16 protein-coding genes are annotated in these 21,142 nt (G+C 67.8%); 14 read left to right on the top strand and 2 right to left on the bottom strand.

What is annotated here, in order from left to right:
- Positions 1-6 precede the first annotated feature (6 nt).
- From ACN9MV_RS11725 to ACN9MV_RS11710, 4 genes are all read left to right on the top strand, one after another.
- Positions 7-1,269: a nitrate- and nitrite sensing domain-containing protein gene (locus ACN9MV_RS11725; protein WP_426392337.1), complete on the top strand. Its 1,263-nt coding sequence runs from the start codon at positions 7-9 to the stop codon at positions 1,267-1,269.
- Between the two features lie 344 nt (positions 1,270-1,613).
- On the top strand, positions 1,614-2,858 hold the full coding sequence (locus tag ACN9MV_RS11720; protein WP_426392335.1) for a CmpA/NrtA family ABC transporter substrate-binding protein: 1,245 nt from the start codon (positions 1,614-1,616) through the stop codon (positions 2,856-2,858).
- A gap of 10 nt (positions 2,859-2,868) precedes the next feature.
- Positions 2,869-3,792 (top strand): nitrate ABC transporter permease, encoded by a 924-nt coding sequence (gene ntrB / locus ACN9MV_RS11715; protein ID WP_426392333.1) that lies wholly within the window; start codon positions 2,869-2,871, stop codon positions 3,790-3,792.
- On the top strand, positions 3,789-4,598 hold the full coding sequence (locus ACN9MV_RS11710) for an ABC transporter ATP-binding protein (protein WP_093079890.1): 810 nt from the start codon (positions 3,789-3,791) through the stop codon (positions 4,596-4,598). The genes ntrB and ACN9MV_RS11710 overlap by 4 nt, the downstream gene beginning before the upstream one ends.
- Positions 4,599-4,626: 28 nt before the next feature.
- Here the strand turns inward: ACN9MV_RS11710 and ACN9MV_RS11705 are convergent, their stop codons facing one another.
- Positions 4,627-5,904: an ANTAR domain-containing protein gene (locus ACN9MV_RS11705; protein ID WP_426392331.1), complete on the bottom strand. Its 1,278-nt coding sequence runs from the start codon at positions 5,902-5,904 to the stop codon at positions 4,627-4,629.
- Between the two features lie 266 nt (positions 5,905-6,170).
- On the opposite strand from ACN9MV_RS11705, the gene ACN9MV_RS11700 reads away from it, so the two are divergent.
- Positions 6,171-7,430: an MFS transporter gene (locus ACN9MV_RS11700; RefSeq protein WP_426392330.1), complete on the top strand. Its 1,260-nt coding sequence runs from the start codon at positions 6,171-6,173 to the stop codon at positions 7,428-7,430.
- A 20-nt stretch (positions 7,431-7,450) separates the two neighbouring features.
- Here ACN9MV_RS11700 and ACN9MV_RS11695 read toward each other — a convergent pair whose 3' ends face one another.
- The gene (locus tag ACN9MV_RS11695; protein WP_426392328.1) at positions 7,451-9,172 is read right to left on the bottom strand and encodes a protein kinase domain-containing protein; all 1,722 of its coding nucleotides are present in this window, start codon (positions 9,170-9,172) and stop codon (positions 7,451-7,453) included.
- Between the two features lie 64 nt (positions 9,173-9,236).
- On the opposite strand from ACN9MV_RS11695, the gene nirB reads away from it, so the two are divergent.
- The 9 genes from nirB (at position 9,237) to ACN9MV_RS11650 (ending at position 21,138) form a co-directional block, all read left to right on the top strand.
- Positions 9,237-11,705, top strand: a complete 2,469-nt coding sequence (nirB, locus tag ACN9MV_RS11690; RefSeq protein ID WP_354337490.1) for a nitrite reductase large subunit NirB — start codon at positions 9,237-9,239, stop codon at positions 11,703-11,705.
- Between the two features lie 11 nt (positions 11,706-11,716).
- Entirely contained in the window at positions 11,717-12,115 is a 399-nt protein-coding gene (gene nirD / locus ACN9MV_RS11685; protein WP_093057868.1) for a nitrite reductase small subunit NirD, read from the top strand.
- 3 nt (positions 12,116-12,118) lie between these two features.
- Positions 12,119-14,917 (top strand): molybdopterin-dependent oxidoreductase, encoded by a 2,799-nt coding sequence (locus tag ACN9MV_RS11680; RefSeq protein ID WP_426392326.1) that lies wholly within the window; start codon positions 12,119-12,121, stop codon positions 14,915-14,917.
- 62 nt (positions 14,918-14,979) lie between these two features.
- Positions 14,980-15,885 (top strand): DNA-binding protein YbiB, encoded by a 906-nt coding sequence (ybiB, locus tag ACN9MV_RS11675; RefSeq protein WP_426392324.1) that lies wholly within the window; start codon positions 14,980-14,982, stop codon positions 15,883-15,885.
- On the top strand, positions 15,882-16,691 hold the full coding sequence (cobA, locus tag ACN9MV_RS11670) for a uroporphyrinogen-III C-methyltransferase (protein WP_307617107.1): 810 nt from the start codon (positions 15,882-15,884) through the stop codon (positions 16,689-16,691). Before ybiB ends, cobA begins: the two co-directional genes overlap by 4 nt.
- An 86-nt stretch (positions 16,692-16,777) precedes the next feature.
- Positions 16,778-17,899 carry an ABC transporter ATP-binding protein gene (locus ACN9MV_RS11665; protein WP_093057872.1) on the top strand — a complete coding sequence of 374 codons (1,122 nt, stop codon included), beginning with the start codon at positions 16,778-16,780 and terminating at the stop codon, positions 17,897-17,899.
- Between the two features lie 70 nt (positions 17,900-17,969).
- The gene (locus tag ACN9MV_RS11660; protein WP_093057873.1) at positions 17,970-19,238 is read left to right on the top strand and encodes an ABC transporter substrate-binding protein; all 1,269 of its coding nucleotides are present in this window, start codon (positions 17,970-17,972) and stop codon (positions 19,236-19,238) included.
- A gap of 16 nt (positions 19,239-19,254) precedes the next feature.
- On the top strand, positions 19,255-20,172 hold the full coding sequence (locus tag ACN9MV_RS11655) for an ABC transporter permease (RefSeq protein ID WP_426392323.1): 918 nt from the start codon (positions 19,255-19,257) through the stop codon (positions 20,170-20,172).
- A 75-nt stretch (positions 20,173-20,247) separates the two neighbouring features.
- Positions 20,248-21,138, top strand: coding sequence for an ABC transporter permease (locus ACN9MV_RS11650; protein ID WP_093057875.1), 891 nt, complete (start codon positions 20,248-20,250; stop codon positions 21,136-21,138).
- Positions 21,139-21,142: the final 4 nt, after the last annotated feature.

The raw sequence follows: 21,142 nt of genomic DNA, 5'->3' as shown, positions 1-21,142 counted from the left end.
CCCACCATGAAATCCGGACTGAGTTTTCTGATCGCTGCCCGTCGCTGCGAAATCGACGAGCTGGATCAGCTCGCCCGCACCAGCGAACTGGTGAGCCTGATCGGCCGCCTCGTCCACGCGCTGCAGCGCGAGCGGGGCATGTCGAACATGTTCCTCACCTCTCGCGGCGCCCGCTTCGCCGACCAGCGCGGCCCGCAGATCGCCGAATGCATCGCACTGGAGCAGGAGGTGCGCGCCGGCTTCGACCAGCTCGAGGCCGACAACCACCGCGGCGCGGGCGCCGGCAACAGCGCGCGCCTGTTCAGCCGCATCGCATGGGTGCTCCCGGGTCTGGACGCGTTGCCCGGCCTGCGCCGCCGCATCGATGCGCTCGAGCTGAAGCCGGCGCAATCCACCGCCGCGTTCGCCAAGCTCGTCGCGGGCCTGCTGTCGGTGGTGTTCGAGGCGGCCGACGGCGCCACCGACCCCGAGATCTCGCGCCTGCTGGTCGCGATGTTCAACTTCATGCAGGGCAAGGAATTCGCCGGCCAGGAGCGCGCCTTCGGCTCCGCCGCGCTGGCGCTGGGCCGCAGCGACGAAGCGCAGCGCCTGCAGTGGCTGCACCTGATCGAATCGCAGGAACGCTGCTTCCAGGTGTTCACCGATTTCTCCGGCGAGGCGGTGCTCGCGCTGTGGCGCAACAGCCAGCCCGATGCCGAAGTGGCCGAGCTCGAACGCATCCGCCGGCGCGGCGCCGCCTCCACGCCGGCTGACGTGCCGCTCAGCCAGGCCTGGTTCGACTGCTGCACCCGCCGCATCGACGCCATGAAGATCGTCGAGGACCGCCTGGCCGCCGACCTGCGCGCGCTGTGCGAGCGCAAGACCGCACAGGCGCGCAGCGAGCTGCAGGAATACCGGCAGCTGCTCGACACGCTGGCCCCGCAGGCTGGCGCCCTGTTCTTCGACGACGCCGATGCGCAGTCGGCCGCTCCCGCGCAGTTCGGCCGCCATCTCGAACGCTCGGTGCTCGACATGGTCCAGGAACAGTCGCACCGCCTGCAGGCCATGAGCGACGAGCTCGAAACCGTGCGCGCCTCGCTCAACGAACGCAAGATCGTCGAACGCGCCAAGGGCCTGCTGATGGCGCACCGCCGACTCAGCGAAGAAGACGCGCACAAGATGCTGCGCCAGACCGCCATGAACCAGAAGCGGCGGCTGGTCGACGTGGCCGAGTCGATGCTGGCAATGGCCGACTACCTGCCCATGCTCGACCGCGCGCCGCCGCGTTGAAGCGGTCCTGCCGTTCAACTTGGTGCAGTGCACAACAACCGTGCCATCGGCGCTTCCCGGCCTGATCGGGCCCTCTCCCATGCTGTGCGGCCGCACCCCGCTACTTTCTTGATAGCAGCTCATGGCACCCGAAGGCTGGCACACCGCTTGCAAGCAATAAGTTCGTAGGCCCCTCAATGGGTCTTCAGGCAGGCGGCACCCAACGGCGGGTGTCTCCCACCGAACCGGACAAAGGCGTCCCCATCCCGCAAGGGCTCGTTTTCGAGCAGCCCCTGCGCGGTGCGGACGCCTTTTCGTTTTTGTCTTTCTTGTTTGTTGTTTGTCTTCAACCGGAGCCCCGCCCCATGACCGACCTGCTCAAAACCCGCCTCAGCCGACGCCGCGTATTGCAAGCCGCTGCCATCGGCGCCGTCGGCATCGACCCGGCGCTGCGCGCCGCCGTCTGGGCCCAGGGCTCGGACAAGCCCGAGAAGGAAGAAGTGAAGATCGGCTTCATCCCGCTGACCGACTGCGCCAGCGTGGTGATGGCCTCGGTGCTCGGCATCGACAAGAAGTACGGCGTGAAGATCGTCCCCAGCAAGGAAGCCAGCTGGGCCGGCGTGCGCGACAAGCTGGTCAACGGCGAGCTCGACATGGCGCACGTGCTCTACGGCCTCGTCTACGGCGTGCACCTCGGCGTGAGCGGCCCCAAGAAGGACATGGCCGTGCTCATGACGCTCAACAACAACGGCCAGGCCATCACGCTGTCGAAGAAGCTCTCGGACAAGGGCGCGGTCGATGCGGCCTCGCTCGCCAAGCTCATCGCCAGCGAGAAGCGCGAATACACCTTCGCGCAGACCTTCCCCACCGGCACGCACGCCATGTGGCTCTACTACTGGCTCGCCTCCGCCGGCATCGACCCGTTCAAGGACGTGAAGAACATCACCGTGCCGCCGCCGCAGATGGTGGCCAACATGCGCGTGGGCAACATGGACGGCTACTGCGTGGGCGAACCCTGGGGCCAGCGCGCGATCATGGACGGCATCGGCATCACGGCCATCACCACGCAGGACATCTGGAAGGACCACCCCGAGAAGGTGCTCGGCACCACGGCCGAGTTCACCAAGAAGTACCCGAACACCGCGCGCGCCGTGACCGCCGCCATCCTCGAGGCCGGCAAGTGGATCGACACCGGCCTGCAGAACAAGAACAAGATGGCCGAGACCATCGCCGACAAGAGCTACGTCAACACCAGCGTGGACGCCATCAACCAGCGCATCCTGGGCCGCTACACCAACGGCCTGGGCAAGAGCTGGGACGACCCCAACCACATGAAGTTCTACAACGGCGGCGCCGTGAACTTCCCGTACCTGTCGGACGGCATGTGGTTCCTCACGCAGCACAAGCGCTGGGGCCTGCTGAAGGAACACCCCGACTACCTGAAGGTGGCCACCGAGATCAACCGCATCGACATCTACAAGCAGGCCGCCGCAGCCACTCAGACACCGGTGCCCAAGGAAATGATGCGCACCAGCAAGCTGTTCGACGGCTCGGTCTGGGACGGCAAGGACCCGAAGAAGTACGCCGAGTCGTTCAAGCTTCATGCATAGGGAGAACAACATGGTCAGCGCAGTCTTTCACTCGCCGCTCGAAGCGACCACCGCGCAGGTGACGCAAGTGGCCCCTTCCGTCGCCGCCAGGCCGGCAACCCCCAAGCCCGCACCCGCCCCGGCGCCCGAGCCCCGGGTGCGCACGCCCATCGACCTGCGCGCCTTCTGGATGCGCGTGCTGCCGCCGCTGGCGGGCTTCGGCCTGCTGCTGCTGATCTGGGAAGTGGTGGCCATGAAAAGCACCACCGGCTTCCCCACGCCCGCAGCCACCTGGCAGCAGGCCGTGACGGTGTTCAGCGATCCGTTCTACAGCAAGGGCCCGAACGACCAGGGCGTGGGCTGGAACGTGCTCTCGTCGCTGCAGCGCGTGGCGCTGGGCTTCGGGCTGGCGGCGCTGGTCGGCATTCCGGCCGGCTTCGCGATCGGGCGCTTCGAATTTCTCGCGCGCATGTTCAACCCGCTGATCAGCCTGCTGCGCCCGGTGTCGCCGCTGGCCTGGCTGCCCATCGGCCTCTTGGTGTTCAAGGGCGCCAACCCGGCGGCCATCTGGACCATCTTCATCTGCTCGATCTGGCCGATGGTCATCAACACCGCCGTGGGCGTGCAGCGCGTACCCAGCGACTACATGAACGTGGCCAAGGTGCTGAACCTCAGCGAATGGAAGATCCTCACCAAGATCCTGTTCCCCGCCGTGCTGCCCTACATGCTGACCGGCGTGCGCCTGGCCGTGGGCACTGCGTGGCTGGTGATCGTGGCGGCCGAGATGCTCACGGGCGGCGTCGGCATCGGCTTCTGGGTGTGGGACGAGTGGAACAACCTCAACGTCGCCAACATCATCATCGCGATCTTCGTGATCGGCATCGTCGGCCTGGTGCTGGAGTTCGCGCTCATCAAGCTCGCAACGGCGTTCACATTCGAAGAGGTGAAGTCATGATCGACGACAGCAAGTACATCGAGATCCACGGGGTCGAGCAGGCGTTCAAGACGCCCAAGGGCCGCTTCGTCGCGCTGCGCGACGTGAACCTGAACGTGGCCAAGGGCGAGTTCATCACGCTCATCGGCCACTCGGGCTGCGGCAAGTCGACGCTGCTGAACCTGATTGCCGGGCTCACCACGCCCACCGAAGGCTCGCTGCTGTGCGCCAACAAGGAAATCAAGGGCCCCGGCCCCGAGCGCGCGGTGGTGTTCCAGAACCACTCTCTGCTGCCCTGGCTCACCTGCTTCGAGAACGTGTACCTCGCGGTCGAGCGCGTGTTCGCGGCCACCGAAAACAAGGCGCAGCTGCGCGCGCGAACCGATGCGGCGCTGGCGCTGGTGGGCCTCACGCCCGCCGCGCAGAAGCGGCCCGGCGAAATCTCCGGCGGCATGAAGCAGCGCGTGGGCATTGCGCGCGCGCTGTCGATGGAGCCCAAGGTGCTGCTGATGGACGAGCCCTTCGGCGCGCTCGACGCCCTCACCCGCGCCAAGCTGCAGGACGAGCTTCTGGCCATCGTGCAGAAGACGCACAGCACTGTCGTCATGGTGACGCACGACGTCGACGAGGCCGTGCTGCTGAGCGACCGCATCGTGATGCTGACCAACGGCCCTGCCGCCACCATCGGCGACGTACTCGCAGTGAACCTTCCGCGCCCGCGCAACCGCGTCGAACTGGCCGAAGACCCGGCCTATGTGCACGCACGCAAGGCGGTGATCGATTTCCTCTACACGCGCCAGGCGCACGTGGAGAAGGTCGCGGCCTGACGCTGCGCCCGCGCCAGCACAACCGGCGTCAGGACATGATCACTTGCAGGCTGTGCTCGTACGACGCCGTGAGGCGCTCGAAGGTGTCGACCAGCGCGTCGCTGGAACGCACCAGCGTGGCACGGCCGTCGGCGCTGTCGAGCGTGCGCACGCCGCCGACCAGCCGCAGCCATTCGTCGCGGGCGCTGGCCAGCGCGGCGCGGATCTCGGTGGTGCTGAGCGGCGCGTGCTCCAGCTCGAGCAATGCGGCCTCGAACTCGGCCATGGTCGGCACCAGCCGCGCGTTCGCGGCCTTCTCTTTCAGCGCTGCGGCCAGCAGCGCGTCCTTGGCCAGCCGCTGCGCACGCATGCGCTGCCGCCCGCAGATGTTGACGATGCGCAGCGCGCGCCGCGCGCCCGAGGTTTCGAGCGCCTCCGTCAAGGCCTCCGCTGCGTGGAGCAGCACTTCCGCGCGCTGGTCGATGTCGGCCAGCCCCGCGGCCGTCGGCCGCGCGGTCAGGGCAGTGGCCAGCCCGCTCCACGCGGCTTGCGCATCCCCCAGCGCCTGCGCACCGGCCGCACCGAGCCCGAGGGCCGCCAGATGATCGAGGTTCTGCTGCACCCGCTCGGCCGACTGCGTGCGCAGCACTCGCGCCCGCTGGGCGTCGATGTTGCCCAGCAGCTGCGCCGCCACGCGCACCAGCCGCTGCGAAAGCATGCGCAGTTGCCCGGCGCGGTTGATCGCGTCGGCCCACTGCGCCGCCTCGATGACCGAGCGCGACACCTCGCCCAGACGCAGGTTGGCATGCATCGCAGCGCCGCGCAGCAGGCCGAAGGCTTCGTCCTCGCCGATGCCGCGCGCGGACATCAGCAGGCCCTTGGCGCGGTCGACCCACTTGCGCTCGTCCATGCGGGTGCGCAGGCTCTCCAGTTCGGTGCGCAAAGTGGCCTCGCGCTGCCAGCGCGACCGGGCGCGGGCGGCCAATGCGGCGAGCGATTCGGCATCAATGGCATCGGCCTGCATCCATGCGTGCACGCCGAGCGCGACCAGTTCTTCATGTTGAGCACCGCTCAACGGCGCGCTGACAAGGCTCAGCGCACACGGTGGCAGGCCGGCCCACGTGCGCAATGCGTCGAGCAGCGCGGGCGTGGGCAAAGGCAGGCAGATCAAGGCCTGCCGGGGGGCCAGCGCCTCGACCTGCCGCGCGAAGCTGCCGCAATCCACGCAGCCGAGCACGTCGAGACCGGCGCCGGACAGCGCCCGCGCAAGCGCCTCGGGCAACACAAGGCCGGCGGGTTCATCGGGCAGGACTACGAGAAGGGACATCTTGGGGAAGCGGTGTGGGAACGCATCGCGAGCATAGGCCACGCCCGCGCGAACTCGCAGGCACGCCTCTTGCATGAAACGGAGCGCGGTGTAACGAAGCACCGCTTTGGTGATGAGGCTGCAGGCTCCTGCAGCCGGCCCGGCAATTCACACGCCGTGCACACCCCCACGCCGACAGCGTCCGCTGCCGGCACTCCGACCCCAACCCCGTCCGTCGACACGACCTCTCCAGGGTCGCGCCGCGGCTTTTCGCATCTTTGAACGCCATGTCCAGCTTCAGGAATTTCTTGCAATCAGGCCACAGCCCGACACTGTTCGCGGCCTTCCTGTACTTCTCGTTTTCCTGCTGCATCTGGGTGCTCAACGGCGCCATGGCGCCCTTCATCGGCGAAACCTTCAACCTCTCGCCCGCCCAGAAGGGCCTGATGCTGTCGGTGCCGATCATCGCGGGCGCGCTGATGCGCTTTCCGCTGGGCATCCTCTCGCAGTACATCGGCCGCAAGAAGGCCACGCTGGTCGAGATGGGCCTGATCGCGGTGGCGATGCTGTTCGGCTTCTTCTTCGTCAAGAGCTTCAACGACCTGCTCGCCATGGGTGTGCTGCTGGGCATTGCGGGTGCGAGCTTCGGCGTGGCGCTGTCGCTTGGCTCGGGCTGGTTCCCGCCGCAGCACAAGGGCCTGGCCATGGGCCTTGTGGGCGCGGGCAACGTGGGCACGGCGGTGTCGGTGCTGGTGGCACCGCCGCTGGCGAACTGGCTGGGCTGGCAGGCGGTGTACGGCGTGGCCGCCGTCGCCATCCTCATTCCGATGGTCGTGATGGTGGTGTTCGCCAAGGAGCCGCCGGACGTGAACGCCCATTCGAGCTTCCGCGAGCACATTGCCTGCCTGTTCGAGAAAGACGGCTGGGTGTTCAGCCTGATCTACGGCGTGACCTTCGGCGGCTTCATTGGCCTCACGACCTTCCTGCCCTCGTACTACTACGACCAGTTCGGCGTGAGCAAGGTGCAGGCCGGCCAGCTGACCATGCTCGCGGCCTTCATGGGAGCGGCGGTGCGCGTCGTGGGCGGCTGGATCTCCGACCGCTGGGGCGGCGTGAACACGTTGACGGTGGTGCTGCTGGTGGTGGCCGTGAGCCTCGTGCTGGTGGGCTTCTCTTCAGGCTCGCTGGCCGTCACCACGCTGGTGCTGATCGTCTGCTTCGCCGCACTGGGCGCGGGCAACGGCGCGCTATTCCAGCTGGTGCCGCTGCGCTGGCCAACGAGCACGGCGGTGGCCGGCTCGATGATCGGCGAGATCGGCGCACTGGGCGGTGGCCTCGTGCCCAACGCCATGGGCCTGTCGAAGCAATACCTGGGCAGCTATATCTGGGGCTTCGTGTTCTTCGCGGCGCTGTCGCTGGTGATGCTGGGCGTGATGCGCGTGATGCAGATCCGCTGGACGCGCACCTGGGCCGAAAAGGGGGGCCGTGCACGCGTCACGACGCCGCACACAGCTGCCCCCCACATTCGCAAGACGGCACGCTCATGACACGTCCCGCCGTCTTCCGCTCAACGTGGCAAGAACAGCAGCCACACGATCAACAGCACGTTGAACAGCACCGACACGCCGAGCGCGAGCTGGTAGAGCGCGAGCGGGTCGCGGCGGATCAGCGGCGTGGCGGCGGGCGCGTTCACGGGGCGCGAAGCGCCGCGCTCCAACGCGAGCAGCAGTTCCTCGGCGGTTTCGAAGCGCTCGCGCGGATCGCGGGCGACAGCCTTGCGCACCAGGTGATCGAGCCAGATCGGCACGTCGGGGCGGATGCGCGAGAGCGCGACCGGATCGCGCCGGTAGCGCGCCACCTGGTAGGGCTCGATCTCGCCGTAGGGCAGATGGCCGGTGAGCCACTGGTACAGCGTGACGCCGAGCGCGAACAGGTCGCTGGCCGCGTCGGCGGTGCCGCCCTCCTCCCACTGCTCGGGGTTGATGTAGCTGGGCGTGCCGGCATGCAGCTCGCGCTGGGCAGCGCCTTCTCTTCCGGACAGGGCCACGCCGAGGTCGAGGATGCGCCAGCGCCCGTCGTCGCCCAGGTGCAGGTTGCCGGGCTTGATATCGCGATGGATCACGCCCTGCCGGTGCAGCCGGCCGAGCGCACGGCTCAGCTCGACGCCGGCGGTCACCACCTCGGCCACCGCACCGCGCGCGTTCGCCTTGCGCAACTGCTCCAGCGTGCGCCCGCCATGCCAGTCGAACACGATGTACAGCGCGCTCGCGTTCTCGGCGCGCTCGTGCACACGAACGAAACCGCTGCCGCCAATACCTCCGACACGCAGCCCCAGCCACGCCTCGTGCGCCAGCATCGCGCGTTCCTGCGGATCGCCGGCACGCGAGGGATGCAGCGTCTTCAGCGCGACCAGCTCGCGCGTCTGCGGATGACGCGCCTGGTACAGCAGGTGCACGCCAGTGTCGGCCACCAGCGCGGTGATGGCGTAGCCGTCGAGCACGTCGCCCACCTTCAGCGCGGGCGGCGGTGCGAGCCGGCGGCCGTCGCCGAGTTCGTCGTCGAGCTGCCGCGCATCGAGCCCCACCACGCGGATGACCAGCGCGGTCGCGTTGTCGCGCGTGCCGGCGTCGAGCGCCGCGTGCACCAGCGCCTCGCTGGCCGCTTCGGCATCGCCCTGCAGGGCCAGCGCGGCCACCTGCTGCGGCTTGAGCACGCCGTGCACGCCGTCGGAGCTCAGCACGAAGCAGTCGCCCACGCGCACGTCGCCCTGGGCGTAGTCGACGCGCACCTGGTCGTCGAGGCCGATGGCGCGCGTGAGCCGGCTGCGCATGTCGGGGTGGTCGAAGGCGTGGTCCTGCGTGAGCGGCACGGCCGGCCCGCCGCCGGCGCGTACGCGCCAGGCGCGCGTGTCGCCCACGTGCGCCAGCGTGTAGCTCTGGCCGTGCAGCACCAGTGCGGTGAGCGTGGTGAGCGCCGTGCCGCCGTCCTGCTTGCTCTGGCGCCGGCGGTTGTGGTCGGCCAGCCAGCCGTTCTGCGCGCCGATCAGGCGGTCGAGCGCGGCGGTCGGCTCCCAGGTTGCAGGTGTGGCGAAGTAGTCGGCCAGCAGGCTCATCACCGTGGTCTGCGCCGCCTCGCGGCCGTGCCCGCCGCTGGACACCCCATCGGCAATGGCCGCAATGAGGCCGCGGGCCTCGTCGCCCGGCGGCGCATGCACTGCACCGGCGAAGTCTTCGTTCAGCTCGCGCGGTCCGCGCTGGCTGCTGTAGCCGATGTCCACTTCAAAGCTCATGGCGCGATTCTGAACGCGCGCCGCGGGCGCTCCTTTGCTTGATTTCCCTGAAAGGCCCAGCCCCATGAAGAAAATGAAACTCGTGATGGTCGGCAACGGCATGGCCGGCGTGCGCACGCTCGAAGAGCTGCTGAAGATCGCGCCCGAGCTGTACGACATCACCGTCTTCGGCGCGGAGCCGCATCCCAACTACAACCGCATCCTGCTGTCGCCGGTGCTGGCGGGCGAGCAGACGGTCGACGAGATCGTGCTCAACAGCTGGGAGTGGTACACGGACAACAACATCACGCTGCACGCCGGCAAGAAGGTGGTGGAAGTCGACCGCGTCAAGCGCATCGTGCGCGCCGTGGATTCGCAAGGCGATGTCACCGAGGCCGCCTACGACCGCCTGCTGATGTGCACCGGCTCCAACCCCTTCATGCTGCCGGTGCCCGGCAAGGACCTGAAGGGCGTGATCGCCTACCGCGACATTGCCGACACCGACTACATGATCGAGACCGCGCGCACGCACAAGAACGCGGTGGTCATCGGCGGCGGCCTGCTGGGCCTGGAAGCCGCCAACGGCCTGATGCTGCGCGGCATGAACGTGACGGTGGTGCACGTGATGCCCTGGCTGATGGAGCGCCAGCTCGACGACGTGGCGGGCAAGCTGCTGCAGAAGTCGCTGGAAGACCGGGGCCTGAAGTTCCGGATCGGTGCGCAGACGCAAGACCTGTTGGGCGGTGAAGACGGCCGCGTCAAGACCATTCGCTTCAAGGACGGCACCGAGGTGGCGGCCGACCTGGTGGTGATGGCCGTGGGCATCCGCCCCAACGTGGAGCTGGCCGAGAAGATGCGCCTGCACTGCAACCGCGGCATCGTCGTCACCGACACCATGCAGACGGTGACTGACGCGCGCATCTACTCGGTCGGCGAATGCGCGGCGCACCGCGGCATTGCCTACGGCCTGGTCGCGCCGCTGTTCGAGCAGGCCAAGGTGGCGGCCAACCACCTGGCGCAGTTCGGCATCGGCCGCTACCTGGGCTCGCTCACGTCCACCAAGCTGAAGGTGACGGGCATCGACCTGTTCTCGGCCGGCGAGTTCATGGGCGGCGAAGGCACTGAAGAAATCGTCATGAGCGACCCCTTCGGCGGCGTCTACAAGAAGCTGGTGATCAAGGACGACAAGCTCGTGGGCGCCTGCCTCTACGGCGACACGGTGGACGGCAGCTGGTACTTCAAGCTGCTGCGCGACGGCCGCAGCGTGCACGACATCCGCGACAAGCTCATGTTCGGCGAATCGAACATCGGCGACACCGGCCACGAGGGCCACAACAAGGCCGCGACCATGCCCGACGACGCCGAGGTCTGCGGCTGCAACGGCGTGAGCAAAGGCACCATCTGCAAGGCCATCAAGGAAAAGGGCCTGTTCACGCTCGACGAGGTGAAGAAGCACACCAAGGCCAGTGCCAGCTGCGGCTCGTGCACCGGGCTGGTCGAGCAGATTTTGATGTTCACCGCCGGCGGCGACTACTCGGCCACGCCCAAGAAGAAGGCCGTGTGCGGCTGCACCGACGCGAGCCACCAGGACGTGCGCGATGCGATCCGCAAGGAGCACTACCTGACGCACGACGAGGTGTATCGCAACCTCGGCTGGCGCACGCCCAACGGCTGCGCCACCTGCCGCCCGGCCATCAACTACTACCTGATCAGCACCTGGCCGAAGGAGGCCAAGGACGATCCGCAGAGCCGCTTCATCAACGAGCGCAGCCACGCCAACATCCAGAAGGACGGCACTTACTCCGTCATTCCGCGCATGTGGGGCGGCCACACCACGCCCGACGAGCTGCGCCGCATTGCCGACGCGGCCGACAAGTACAAGATTCCGACCGTCAAGGTCACGGGCGGCCAGCGCATCGACCTGCTGGGCGTGAAGAAGGAAGACCTGGAAAACGTCTGGAAAGACATCGGCATGCCCAGCGGCTTTGCCTATGCCAAGTCGCTGCGCACGGTGAAGACCTGCGTGGGCAGCGAGTGGTGCCGCTTCGGCACGCAGGACTCCACGCAGATGGGCAAGGACCTGGAGCGCGCGCTGTGGGCCATGTACTCGCCGCACAAGGTCAAGCTGGCGGTGTCGGGCTGCCCGCGCAACTGCGCGGAGGCCGGCATCAAGGACGTGGGCGTGATCGGCGTCGACTCGGGCTGGGAACTCTACGTGGGCGGCAACGGCGGCATCAAGACCGAGGTCGCGCAGTTTCTCGTGAAGGTGAAGACGGCCGAAGAAGTGATGGAGTACTCGGGCGCCTTCCTGCAGCTGTACCGCGAAGAGGGCTGGTACCTGGAGCGCACGGTGCACTACATCGGCCGCGTGGGGCTGGACTACGTGAAGAAGAAGATCCTCGACGACGCCGAAGGCCGCAAGGCGCTGTGGGAACGCCTGCAGTTCGCGCTCGACGGCGAGCCCGATCCGTGGTTCGAGTCAGCGCAGGCTTCGGTCGATGTGCGGCAGTTCACGCCGCTGACGGCGCCGATCGACACCCACCAGACCGCCTGAAAGGAGACACCATGAGCGATTGGAAAGTCATCTGCCGCATCGACGACATCCCCGTGCTCGGCGCCCGCCGCGTGGCGCGGCCTGCCGGCGTGGACGTTGCCGTGTTCCGCAACGCCGAGAACGAGGTGTTCGCGCTGCTCGACCGCTGCCCGCACAAGGGTGGCCCGCTGAGCCAGGGCATCGTGTTCGGCACCAGCGTGGCCTGCCCGCTGCACAACTGGGCCATCGGGCTGGACGACGGCTGCGCCAGGTCGCCCGACGAAGGCTGCACGCCGAAGTTCGCCGTGAAGGTGGAAGACGGCGTGGTGCACCTCGACGCGGGCGAACTGGCCACGCACGCCATCGACCTGGAACGCCCGGTCGCCGGCCCGAAGCCGTTCGCGGTGCTGACGGTTCTGCCGCTGGAATAACCCATGACACTTGAGACCCGCTCCACCTGCCCCTATTGCGGCGTCGGTTGCGGCGTCATCATCGAATCGCAGGGCAGCGAAATCACCGGCGTGCGCGGCGACCCTGACCACCCGGCGAACTTCGGCCGGCTGTGCACCAAGGGCTCGACGCTGCACCTCACGGCCAGCGCCACGGTCACGCGGCAGACGCGGCTGCTGCAGCCCATGCAACGCCTCGCGCGCGCAGAAGCGCCCACCGCGGTGACGTGGGACACCGCGCTCGACAACGCCGCCGGCAAGTTCGCGCAGGTGATCCGCGACCACGGCCCGGACTCGGTTGGCTTCTACGTGTCCGGCCAGCTGCTGACCGAGGACTACTACGTCTTCAACAAGCTCGCCAAGGGCCTGATCGGCACCAACAACGTCGACACCAACTCGCGCCTGTGCATGAGCAGCGCCGTGGCCGGCTACAAGCAGACGCTGGGCGCCGACGCGCCGCCGGCCTGCTACGACGACCTGAAGCACGCCGACTGCCTGTTCATCGTGGGCAGCAACACGGCGTGGGCGCACCCCATTCTTTTTCGCCGCATCGAGGACGCGAAGGCCGCGAACCCGGCGCTGAAGATCGTCGTGGCCGACCCGCGCCGCACCGACACGGTCGAGATCGCCGACCTGTTCCTGCCCATCCAGCCCGGCACCGACGTGATGCTGTTCAACGGCATGCTGCACCTGATGCTGTGGGAAGGCTGGATCGACGCGAAGTACATCGCGGCGCACACCAACGGCTTCGACGCATTGAAGGCCACGGTGCGCGAATGCACGCCGGACAAGGTCGCGCAGGTGTGCGGCATCCCGAAGGAAGACCTGCTCGAGGCGGCGCGGCTGTTCGCCACCTCGCCCGCCACGCTGAGCCTGTACTGCCAGGGCCTGAACCAGTCGTCGAGCGGCACGGCGAAGAACGCCGCGCTCATCAACCTGCACCTGGCGACCGCGCAGATCGGCCGTGCCGGCGCGGGCCCGTTCTCGCTGACGGGCCAGCCCAATGCGATGGGCGGGCGCGAAGTCGGCGGCCTCGCCAACCTGCTGAGCGCGCACCGCGACCTGGCGAACCCCGATCACCGCGCCGAAGTGGCCGCGCTGTGGGGCGTGCCCTCGGTGCCCGAGAAGCCGGGCAAGACGGCCGTCGAGATGTTCCAGGCCGCGGCCGACGGCGAGATCCGCGCGCTGTGGATCGCCTGCACCAACCCGGCGCAGTCGATGCCCGACCAGACGACGGTGCGCCGCGCGCTGGAACGCGCCGAGTTCGTCGTGGTGCAGGAAGCCTTTGCCACCACCGCCACCTGCGCCTTTGCCGACCTGCTGCTGCCAGCCACCACCTGGGGCGAGAAGGAAGGCACCGTGACCAACAGCGAGCGCCGCATCTCGCGCGTGCGCCCGGCCGTGCCGGCGCCCGGCGAGGCGCGCAACGACTGGTCGATTGCAGTGGCCTTCGCGCACCGGCTCGAAAGGCAGTTGGGCCGCGCGTTCACGCTGTTTCCGTACGAGACGGCCGAATCGGTCTGGAACGAGCATCGCGAATCCACGCGCGGGCGCGACCTCGACATCACCGGCCTGAGCTACGCGATGCTGGAAACCGCCGGCCCGCAGCAGTGGCCGCTGAAGGAAGGCGAAAGCACCGGCCGCGTGCGCCTCTACGAAGACGGCGTGTTCCCCACGCCCGATGGCCGCGCCCGCTTCGTCGACACGGCCTACAAGCCGGTGGCCGAAGCCCGCGAGGCCCGCTACCCCTTCTCGCTGAACACCGGCCGCCTGCGCGACCAGTGGCACGGCATGAGCCGCACCGGCACCGTCGGCCGCCTGTTCGGTCATGTGTCGGAGCCGGTGGTGCAGATGAACGCGCAGGACATGGCGCGCCGCCAGATCCGCGAAGGCGACCTGGTGCACCTGACCTCCAGGCGCGGCTCGATCATGCTGCCCGCGCGTGCCAGCGCCGAGGTGGGGCTGAGCCAGGCGTTCGTCGCCATGCACTGGGGCGAGGAGTACCTGAGCGGCTGCTCGTCGAACGGCACGCGGCTCGCGGGCATCAACTCGCTGACCACGCCGGCCTACTGCCCGACCTCGAAGCAGCCCGAGCTGAAGCACACGCCGGTGAAGATCCTCAAGGCCGAGCTGCCGTGGTCGCTGCTGGCCATGGCCTGGCTGCCCGATGGCGACGCGCTGGCCGCGCACCGCGCGCTGCAGCCGATGATGGCGCTGTTTCCTTTTGCGACCTGCGTGCCGTTTGCCGGCAACACGCAGGGCGCCGAACGTAGCGGCCTGCTCTTTCGCGCCGCAGCGCACGACGCGCCCGACGACGCGCTGGTCGAGAAGATCGAAGCCCTGCTCGGCCTGCAGACCGCCGACACCCTGCGCTACGCCGACCGCCGCCGGGGCCAGCGCCGCTCGGCCCGGCTGGTGCGCCGTGCCGACGGCAGCGCCGGCCTCGAAGCCTTCCTGCTGGGCGGCGACACCAGCGCCGAAACCTGGATCTCCACGCTGCTGCGCGAGGAACTGCCGGCGCAAAGCTACGGCCGCCTGCTGCTGTCGCCGGGCTCGAAAGCGCCGGTGGCGGTGCAGTCGCGCGGCAAGACGGTGTGCACCTGCTTCAACGTGGCGGACGTGGCGATCCAGACCGAACTGGGCCGCTGCACCGGCACCGCCGACGAGCGGCTGGCCAAGCTGCAGGGCGCGCTGAAGTGCGGCACCAACTGCGGCTCGTGCATTCCGGAGCTCAGGCGCATGGTGCGGGCTACGCCAGCCGAAGCGATGGTGGAAGCCCCATGACAGCCCTGTGCATAAGCCGAATGACATTCCGGCATAAGCGTTGCAGGACAATCCGCCTACCCATGGGAATCAGCCAATACATCAAGGAAATCGGCCGCGGCGCGCGAGGCGCCAAGCCGCTCACGCGTGAACAGGCCACCGACCTGTTCGGCCAGGTGCTGGACGGCACCGTCACCGACCTCGAAATCGGTGGCTTCTGCCTGGCCATGCGCATCAAGGGCGAAACGCCTGAGGAAATGGCCGGTTTTCTCGATGCCACCCATGCGCGGCTGAACCGCATCCCGGCGGGCGACCGGGCGCTGGTCGTGCTGCCCAGCTACAACGGCGCGCGCAAGCTGCCGGTGCTCACGCCGCTGCTGGCGCTGCTGCTGGCGCGCGAAGGCCTGCCGGTGCTGGTGCACGGCAGTGCGAGCGAAACCTCGCGCGTGCTGGCGTCGAACGTGCTCTCGGCGCTCGATGTTCCGCCCATGACCGCCATCCGCCCCATCGCCAACGGCGAAGCGGCCTTTGCGCCCACCGAACTGCTGAACCCCGCGCTCAAGCGCCTGCTCGATGTGCGCCGCGTGGTCGGCCTGCGCAACCCGGGCCACAGCGTGGTGAAGCTGATGCAGCCCACCGCCGGCCCCTGCGTGGTGGTGGCCAGCTACACACACCCCGAATACGCCCGCACCATGGGCGAGACCTTCGAGCTCACGGGCATGACCGCCCTGCTCTCGCGCGGCCTCGAAGGCGAAGTAGTGTCCGACCCGCGCCGCACCGCGCAGATCGACGGCTTCGTGCGCGGCGTGCGCACCGAACTGCAGGCGCAGCAGGCCGGCACCACCGCCGAAGTGCCGGGCCTGCCGAAGGAAATCGACGTCGCCACCACCGCCGACTACACGCGCCGCGTGCTGGCCGGCGAGCTTCCCGTGCCCGAAGCCATTGCGGCGCAAGTCAGGCACATCACGCAACTGGCATCCCACGCATGAACAACGACACCCCCTCCTCCTTCATCACCGGCCGCTGCACGCTGGTGGGCGCCGGCCCCGGCGACCCGGAGCTGCTGACCGTCAAGGCCGTGAAGGCAATCCAGGCCGCGACGGTGCTGCTGGTCGACGACCTCGTGAACGACGAGATCGTGCAGGCCTACGCCCGCCCCGGAGCGCGCATCGTGCACGTGGGCAAGCGCGGCGGCTGCAAAAGCACGCCGCAGGCATTCATCGAGCGGCTGATGATCACCGCGGTGCGCGAAGGCGAGACGGTAGTGCGCCTCAAGGGCGGCGACCCGTTCATCTTCGGCCGCGGCGGCGAAGAAGTCGAACACCTGCGCGAAGCCGGCATCGAATGCACCGTGGTCAACGGCATCACCGCCGGCCTGGCGGCCGTGACCGCGCTGGGCGTGCCGCTCACGCACCGCGACCATGCGCAGGGCGTGGTGTTCGTCACCGGCCATGCCAAGACAGGGGCCGGTGCAGCCGAGGACCCGACCGACTGGCGCGCGCTGGCCGCGACGGCGTACAACGCGCGGCTCACGCTCGTTATCTACATGGGCGTGTCGGGCGCCGGGCACATCGAACGCGAACTGCTGCAAGGCCTGCCGGGCGACACGCCGGTGGCCGTCATCCAGCATGCGAGCCTGCCGCACCAACGGCACATCGCGACCACGCTGGGCAACCTGCAGAACGGCATCGCCGAGGCCGGCCTGGCCAGCCCGGCTGTGATCGTGGTGGGCGACGTGCTGCGCGGACTGGCAGCCGCCGAGGTACCGGTGGACGCGGACAAGTTCGGTACCTGATCGGCACCTGACCAGGGCGAGGACAGCACGAGCGGCACGGGCGCCGCGCACCACAACGTGGCATGGATCGTGCTGAGCCATCGGCAATGAATGCCGTCGCCACGCCCGAACCCGCCGCAGTCGAGATCGTCGCGCTCACCAAGCGCTATGCCCCCGGCACACCGGCCGCCGTCGACCAGATAGACCTGCGCATCGCCAGCGGCAGCTACTGCTGCCTGCTCGGCCCTTCGGGTTGCGGCAAGAGCACCACGCTGCGCATGATCGCGGGCCACGAGTCCGTCACCAGCGGCGACATCCTGCTGGACAACCGCAACATCACCGACCTGCCCGCGGCCGCGCGCGGCACGGCGATGATGTTCCAGAGCTTCGCCCTCTTCCCGCACCTCTCGGCCACCGACAACGTGGCCTTCAGCCTCAAGATGAAAGGCGTCGGCAAGGCCGAGCGCCACAAGCGTGCCAACGACCTGCTCGAACGCGTGGCGATGGGTCACCTGGCCAACCGCAAGCCCGGTGAGCTTTCCGGCGGCCAACAGCAGCGCGTGGCGCTGGCGCGAGCACTCATCACCGAGCCGCGCGTGCTGCTGCTCGACGAGCCGCTGTCGGCGCTCGACCCCTTCCTGCGCATCCAGATGCGCGCCGAGCTGCGACGCTGGCAGAAGGAACTGGGCCTGACCTTCGTGCACGTGACGCACTCGCAGGAAGAGGCAATGGCGCTGGCCGACACCATGGTGGTGATGAACCACGGGGTGATCGAGCAGGTCGGCTCGCCGCACGCGGTCTACAACCACCCGGCGAGCGAGTTCGTGGCGCGCTTCATGGGCGGCCACAACGTGTTCGACACGCCGGCCGGCCCGATCGCGGTGCGCAACGACCGCATGCGGATCGCCGCGGCTTCGGAGGGCGACGCGGCTGGCACTGCCCTTGCCGCCACCGTTACCGACGTCGAATACCAGGGCACCTACGTGCTGCTCGGCCTGGCGCTCGAAGGCGCTGCCGCCGGGCGCCAGAACGTCTCTGTGCTGCTCGGCGAAGCCGCTTTCCTCGCGCGCCCCTATGCGCACGGCGAGGCGGTGCGCCTCTCATGGGCCGAAGCCGACGCGCGCGTGCTCGGCCCCGGCGTCAAGCCACCGGGCGAGCGGGCTTCGGCGCCCGCCAACGCCGGGGCTCGCCAGCGCGACGACACGGCCGCGCTCGCCATGACCCTGTGAGCGCATCCGCAACCTGCTTCTCTTTTTCCTGCGTTCGTTTCTTTCCACTTTTTTCTCTGGAGACTCAGCCATGACCGATTCCATCGACTCGTCCAACGGCGTCAAGCGCCGCACCCTCCTGCAAGGCACGGCCGGCATCCTGGCCACGGGCATCGCGCCCTTCGTGCATGCGCAGGAAAAGATCGTGCTGCGCTACCTCGGCACCGCGGTGAACCAGGACAAGGCGATTGCCGAAAAATTCAAGGCCGACACCGGCATCGAGATCCAGTACGTGGCCGTGACCACCGACGACGTGACCAAGCGCGCCGTGACCGCCCCCAACAGCTTCGACCTGATCGACACCGAGTTCTTCTCGCTCAAGAAGATCGTGCCGACCGGCAACCTGAAGGGCATCGACACCAAGCGCGTGAAGAACGCCGACAAGATCACCTCGCTCTTCACCAAGGGCGAAGTGGCCGGCAAGAAGGTCGGCAGCCAGGGCACGGCGCCGGTCAAGGTGATCTATCTCGAGGGCGAGAAGAGCAAGGTCTTCGCGAAGTCGGCCACGCAGTTCATGTCGCTGATCCCGACCACCTACAACGCCGACACGCTGGGCATCCGGCCCGACCTGATCAAGCGCCCGATCTCTTCGTGGGCCGAGCTGCTGAACCCCGAGTTCAAGGGCAAGACCGCGATCCTGAACATTCCGTCGATCGGCATCATGGACGCCGCGATGGTGGTGGAGGCCAAGGGCATCCACAAGTACGCCGACAAGGGCAACATGACCAAGGCCGAGATCGACCTGACGATCAAGACCCTGATCGAAGCCAAGAAGGCCGGCCAGTTCCGCGCGCTGTGGAAAGACTTCAACGAGTCGGTGAACCTCATGGCCTCGGGCGAGGTCGTGATCCAGTCGATGTGGTCGCCCGCCGTCACGGCCGTGCGCAGCAAGGGCATCGACTGCACCTTCCAGCCGCTGAAGGAAGGCTATCGCGCCTGGGCCTCGGGCTTCGGGCTGCCGGCCACGCTCTCGGGCAAGAAGCTCGACGGCGCCTATGAGTTCATCAACTGGTTCCTCGACGGCTGGGCTGGTGCGTACCTCAACCGCCAGGGCTACTACAGCGCCGTGCTCGACACCGCCAAGACCAAGATGGAAGCCTACGAGTGGGCCTACTGGATGGAAGGCAAGCCCGCCGCTCAGGACATCAAGAGCCCGCAGGGCGACGTGATCGCCAAGGCCGGTTCGGTGCGCGACGGCGGCAGCTACGAACAGCGCATGGGCGGCATCGCCTGCTGGAACGCCGTGATGGACGAGAACGAGTACATGGTCCGCAAGTGGAACGAGTTCGTCGCGGCCTGACCTTCGACCTGAGCCTGTGAGCGCTCCTTCGACCAGCGCGTCCGTCGCCACCACGCCCATCCATACTGTGAAAGCATGGTGGCAGGCGGCGCCGTTCGCGCTGGTGTTCCTGCTGTTCTTCCTGGTTCCGCTGGCGCTGGTCGCGATGGTCAGCCTGTGGAATTTCAACGAATACGAGCTGATCCCTGCGGTCACGCTGCGCAACTACCTGAGCCTGTTCGAGGGTTGCTCGCGCCTCACCGACAACGGCGACCTGTGCGTCACGCTCAACACCTACCTGAGCACGTTCAAGTTCTGCGTGCTGGTGTGGGGCATCACGCTGCTGATCGGTTTTTCGGTTGCGTACTTCCTGGCGTTCCACGTGCGCTCGTCGACCATGCAGACGGTGCTGTTCGTGCTGTGCACGGTGCCCTTCTGGACTTCCAACGTGATCCGCATGATCTCGTGGGTGCCACTCTTGGGGCGCAACGGGCTGGTCAACCAGGCGCTCATGGGCCTGGGCCTCGTGAACCAGCCTGTGGAGTGGCTGCTGTTCTCCGATTTCTCGGTGGTGCTGGCCTTCGTGCACCTCTATACGATGTTCATGATCGTGCCGATCTTCAACAGCATGATGCGCATCGACCGCTCGTTGCTCGAAGCAGCCAGCGATGCGGGCGCCTCGGGCTGGCAGACGCTGTGGAACGTGGTGGTGCCGCTGTCGCGCACGGGCATCCTGATCGGGTCGATCTTCGTCATCACCATCGTGATGGGCGACTTCGTCACCATCGGCGTGATGGGCGGCCAGCAGATCGCCTCTATCGGCAAGATCATCCAGGTGCAGACCTCGTACCTGCAGTTTCCGCTGGCTGCGGCCAACGCGATGATCCTGCTGGCGGTGGTGCTGATGATCATCTGGGGGCTGACGCGGCTGGTCGACATTCGAAAGGAGCTCTAGGGTGAACCTGGATTCTTCCGTTCTGTTTGGGGTGCGTCGTTCGGGGCGCGCTCACGCCCTGAAGGAAAAATACAAATGAGCCAACGCATAGGCGAACAACGCAGCCCCGGCTTCTGGCCTCTCGCCACGGTCTTCGCCCTGTTCGTGCTGTTCCTCTACGGCCCGATGATCACGATCTTCGTGCTCAGCTTCCAGGGCCCCGAGGGCGGTCTCACCTTCCCGTTGCGCGGCGTCTCGCTGCACTGGTTCTACAAGCTGGCTGAAGGGCTGGGCACAGTGGACATCGGCGCGGCCTTCAGGCGCTCGCTCGCGCTGGGCGCGGTGGTGATGGCCTTCACTGTCGTGCTGTCGGTGCTGGCAGGCCTGGCGTTCCGCAAGAAGCTCGCGGGCAGCAACGCCCTGTTCTTCGTCACGGTGGCCAGCCTCATCATGCCGTCGATCATCATCTCGCTCGGCATCGGCCTGCAGTTCCGGCTGATCGACACGGGCATCAAGAGCGTGCTGACGGCGATGGACGCGACCACGCTGCTCGAAGGCTACGGCACCGCGCTGGGGCTGTTCAGCTCAGCCCTCGGCGCGCACCTGACCTGGACCCTGCCCTTCGGCCTGCTCATCATGTTCGCGGTGTTCAACCGCTTCAACCCCGCCTACGAGGAAGCCGCACGCGACCTCGGCGCCACGCCGTGGCAGACCTTCCGCTTCGTGGTGCTGCCGCTGATCGGCCCGTCGATCGTGGGCATCGGCATGTTCGGCTTCACGCTGTCGTGGGACGAGATCGCCCGCACCTCGCAGGCCATCGGCGACGTCAACACGCTGCCGCTCGAGCTGCAGGGCCTGACCTCGACCGTCACCACGCCGTCGATCTATGCGCTGGGCACGGTGACCACCGTCGTGTCGCTGCTCGTGATGGCCGTGGCGCTGGGCTCGGCCGCGCTGCTGCGCCGCAGGGCTGTGCGGCCCAGGTGAGATT

The organism is Variovorax sp. R-27 (genome assembly GCF_049913215.1).
Classification (GTDB): Bacteria; Pseudomonadota; Gammaproteobacteria; order Burkholderiales; family Burkholderiaceae_C; genus Variovorax.
This window is presented reverse-complemented; position numbering and strand designations above follow the sequence as displayed.

Excerpts from the sequence above, each read along its gene's own strand:
- ybiB (WP_426392324.1), top strand. The coding sequence starts at position 14,980 with ATGGGAATCAGCCAATACATCAAGGAAATCGGCCGCGGCGCGCGAGGC.
- ACN9MV_RS11665 (WP_093057872.1), top strand. The coding sequence starts at position 16,778 with ATGAATGCCGTCGCCACGCCCGAACCCGCCGCAGTCGAGATCGTCGCG.
- ACN9MV_RS11700 (WP_426392330.1), top strand. The coding sequence starts at position 6,171 with ATGTCCAGCTTCAGGAATTTCTTGCAATCAGGCCACAGCCCGACACTG.
- ntrB (WP_426392333.1), top strand. The coding sequence starts at position 2,869 with ATGGTCAGCGCAGTCTTTCACTCGCCGCTCGAAGCGACCACCGCGCAG.
- ACN9MV_RS11660 (WP_093057873.1), top strand. The coding sequence starts at position 17,970 with ATGACCGATTCCATCGACTCGTCCAACGGCGTCAAGCGCCGCACCCTC.
- ACN9MV_RS11720 (WP_426392335.1), top strand. The coding sequence starts at position 1,614 with ATGACCGACCTGCTCAAAACCCGCCTCAGCCGACGCCGCGTATTGCAA.
- ACN9MV_RS11705 (WP_426392331.1), bottom strand. The coding sequence starts at position 5,904 with ATGTCCCTTCTCGTAGTCCTGCCCGATGAACCCGCCGGCCTTGTGTTG.
- ACN9MV_RS11725 (WP_426392337.1), top strand. The coding sequence starts at position 7 with ATGAAATCCGGACTGAGTTTTCTGATCGCTGCCCGTCGCTGCGAAATC.
- ACN9MV_RS11710 (WP_093079890.1), top strand. The coding sequence starts at position 3,789 with ATGATCGACGACAGCAAGTACATCGAGATCCACGGGGTCGAGCAGGCG.
- nirB (WP_354337490.1), top strand. The coding sequence starts at position 9,237 with ATGAAGAAAATGAAACTCGTGATGGTCGGCAACGGCATGGCCGGCGTG.
- ACN9MV_RS11695 (WP_426392328.1), bottom strand. The coding sequence starts at position 9,172 with ATGAGCTTTGAAGTGGACATCGGCTACAGCAGCCAGCGCGGACCGCGC.
- nirD (WP_093057868.1), top strand. The coding sequence starts at position 11,717 with ATGAGCGATTGGAAAGTCATCTGCCGCATCGACGACATCCCCGTGCTC.
- ACN9MV_RS11650 (WP_093057875.1), top strand. The coding sequence starts at position 20,248 with ATGAGCCAACGCATAGGCGAACAACGCAGCCCCGGCTTCTGGCCTCTC.
- cobA (WP_307617107.1), top strand. The coding sequence starts at position 15,882 with ATGAACAACGACACCCCCTCCTCCTTCATCACCGGCCGCTGCACGCTG.
- ACN9MV_RS11680 (WP_426392326.1), top strand. The coding sequence starts at position 12,119 with ATGACACTTGAGACCCGCTCCACCTGCCCCTATTGCGGCGTCGGTTGC.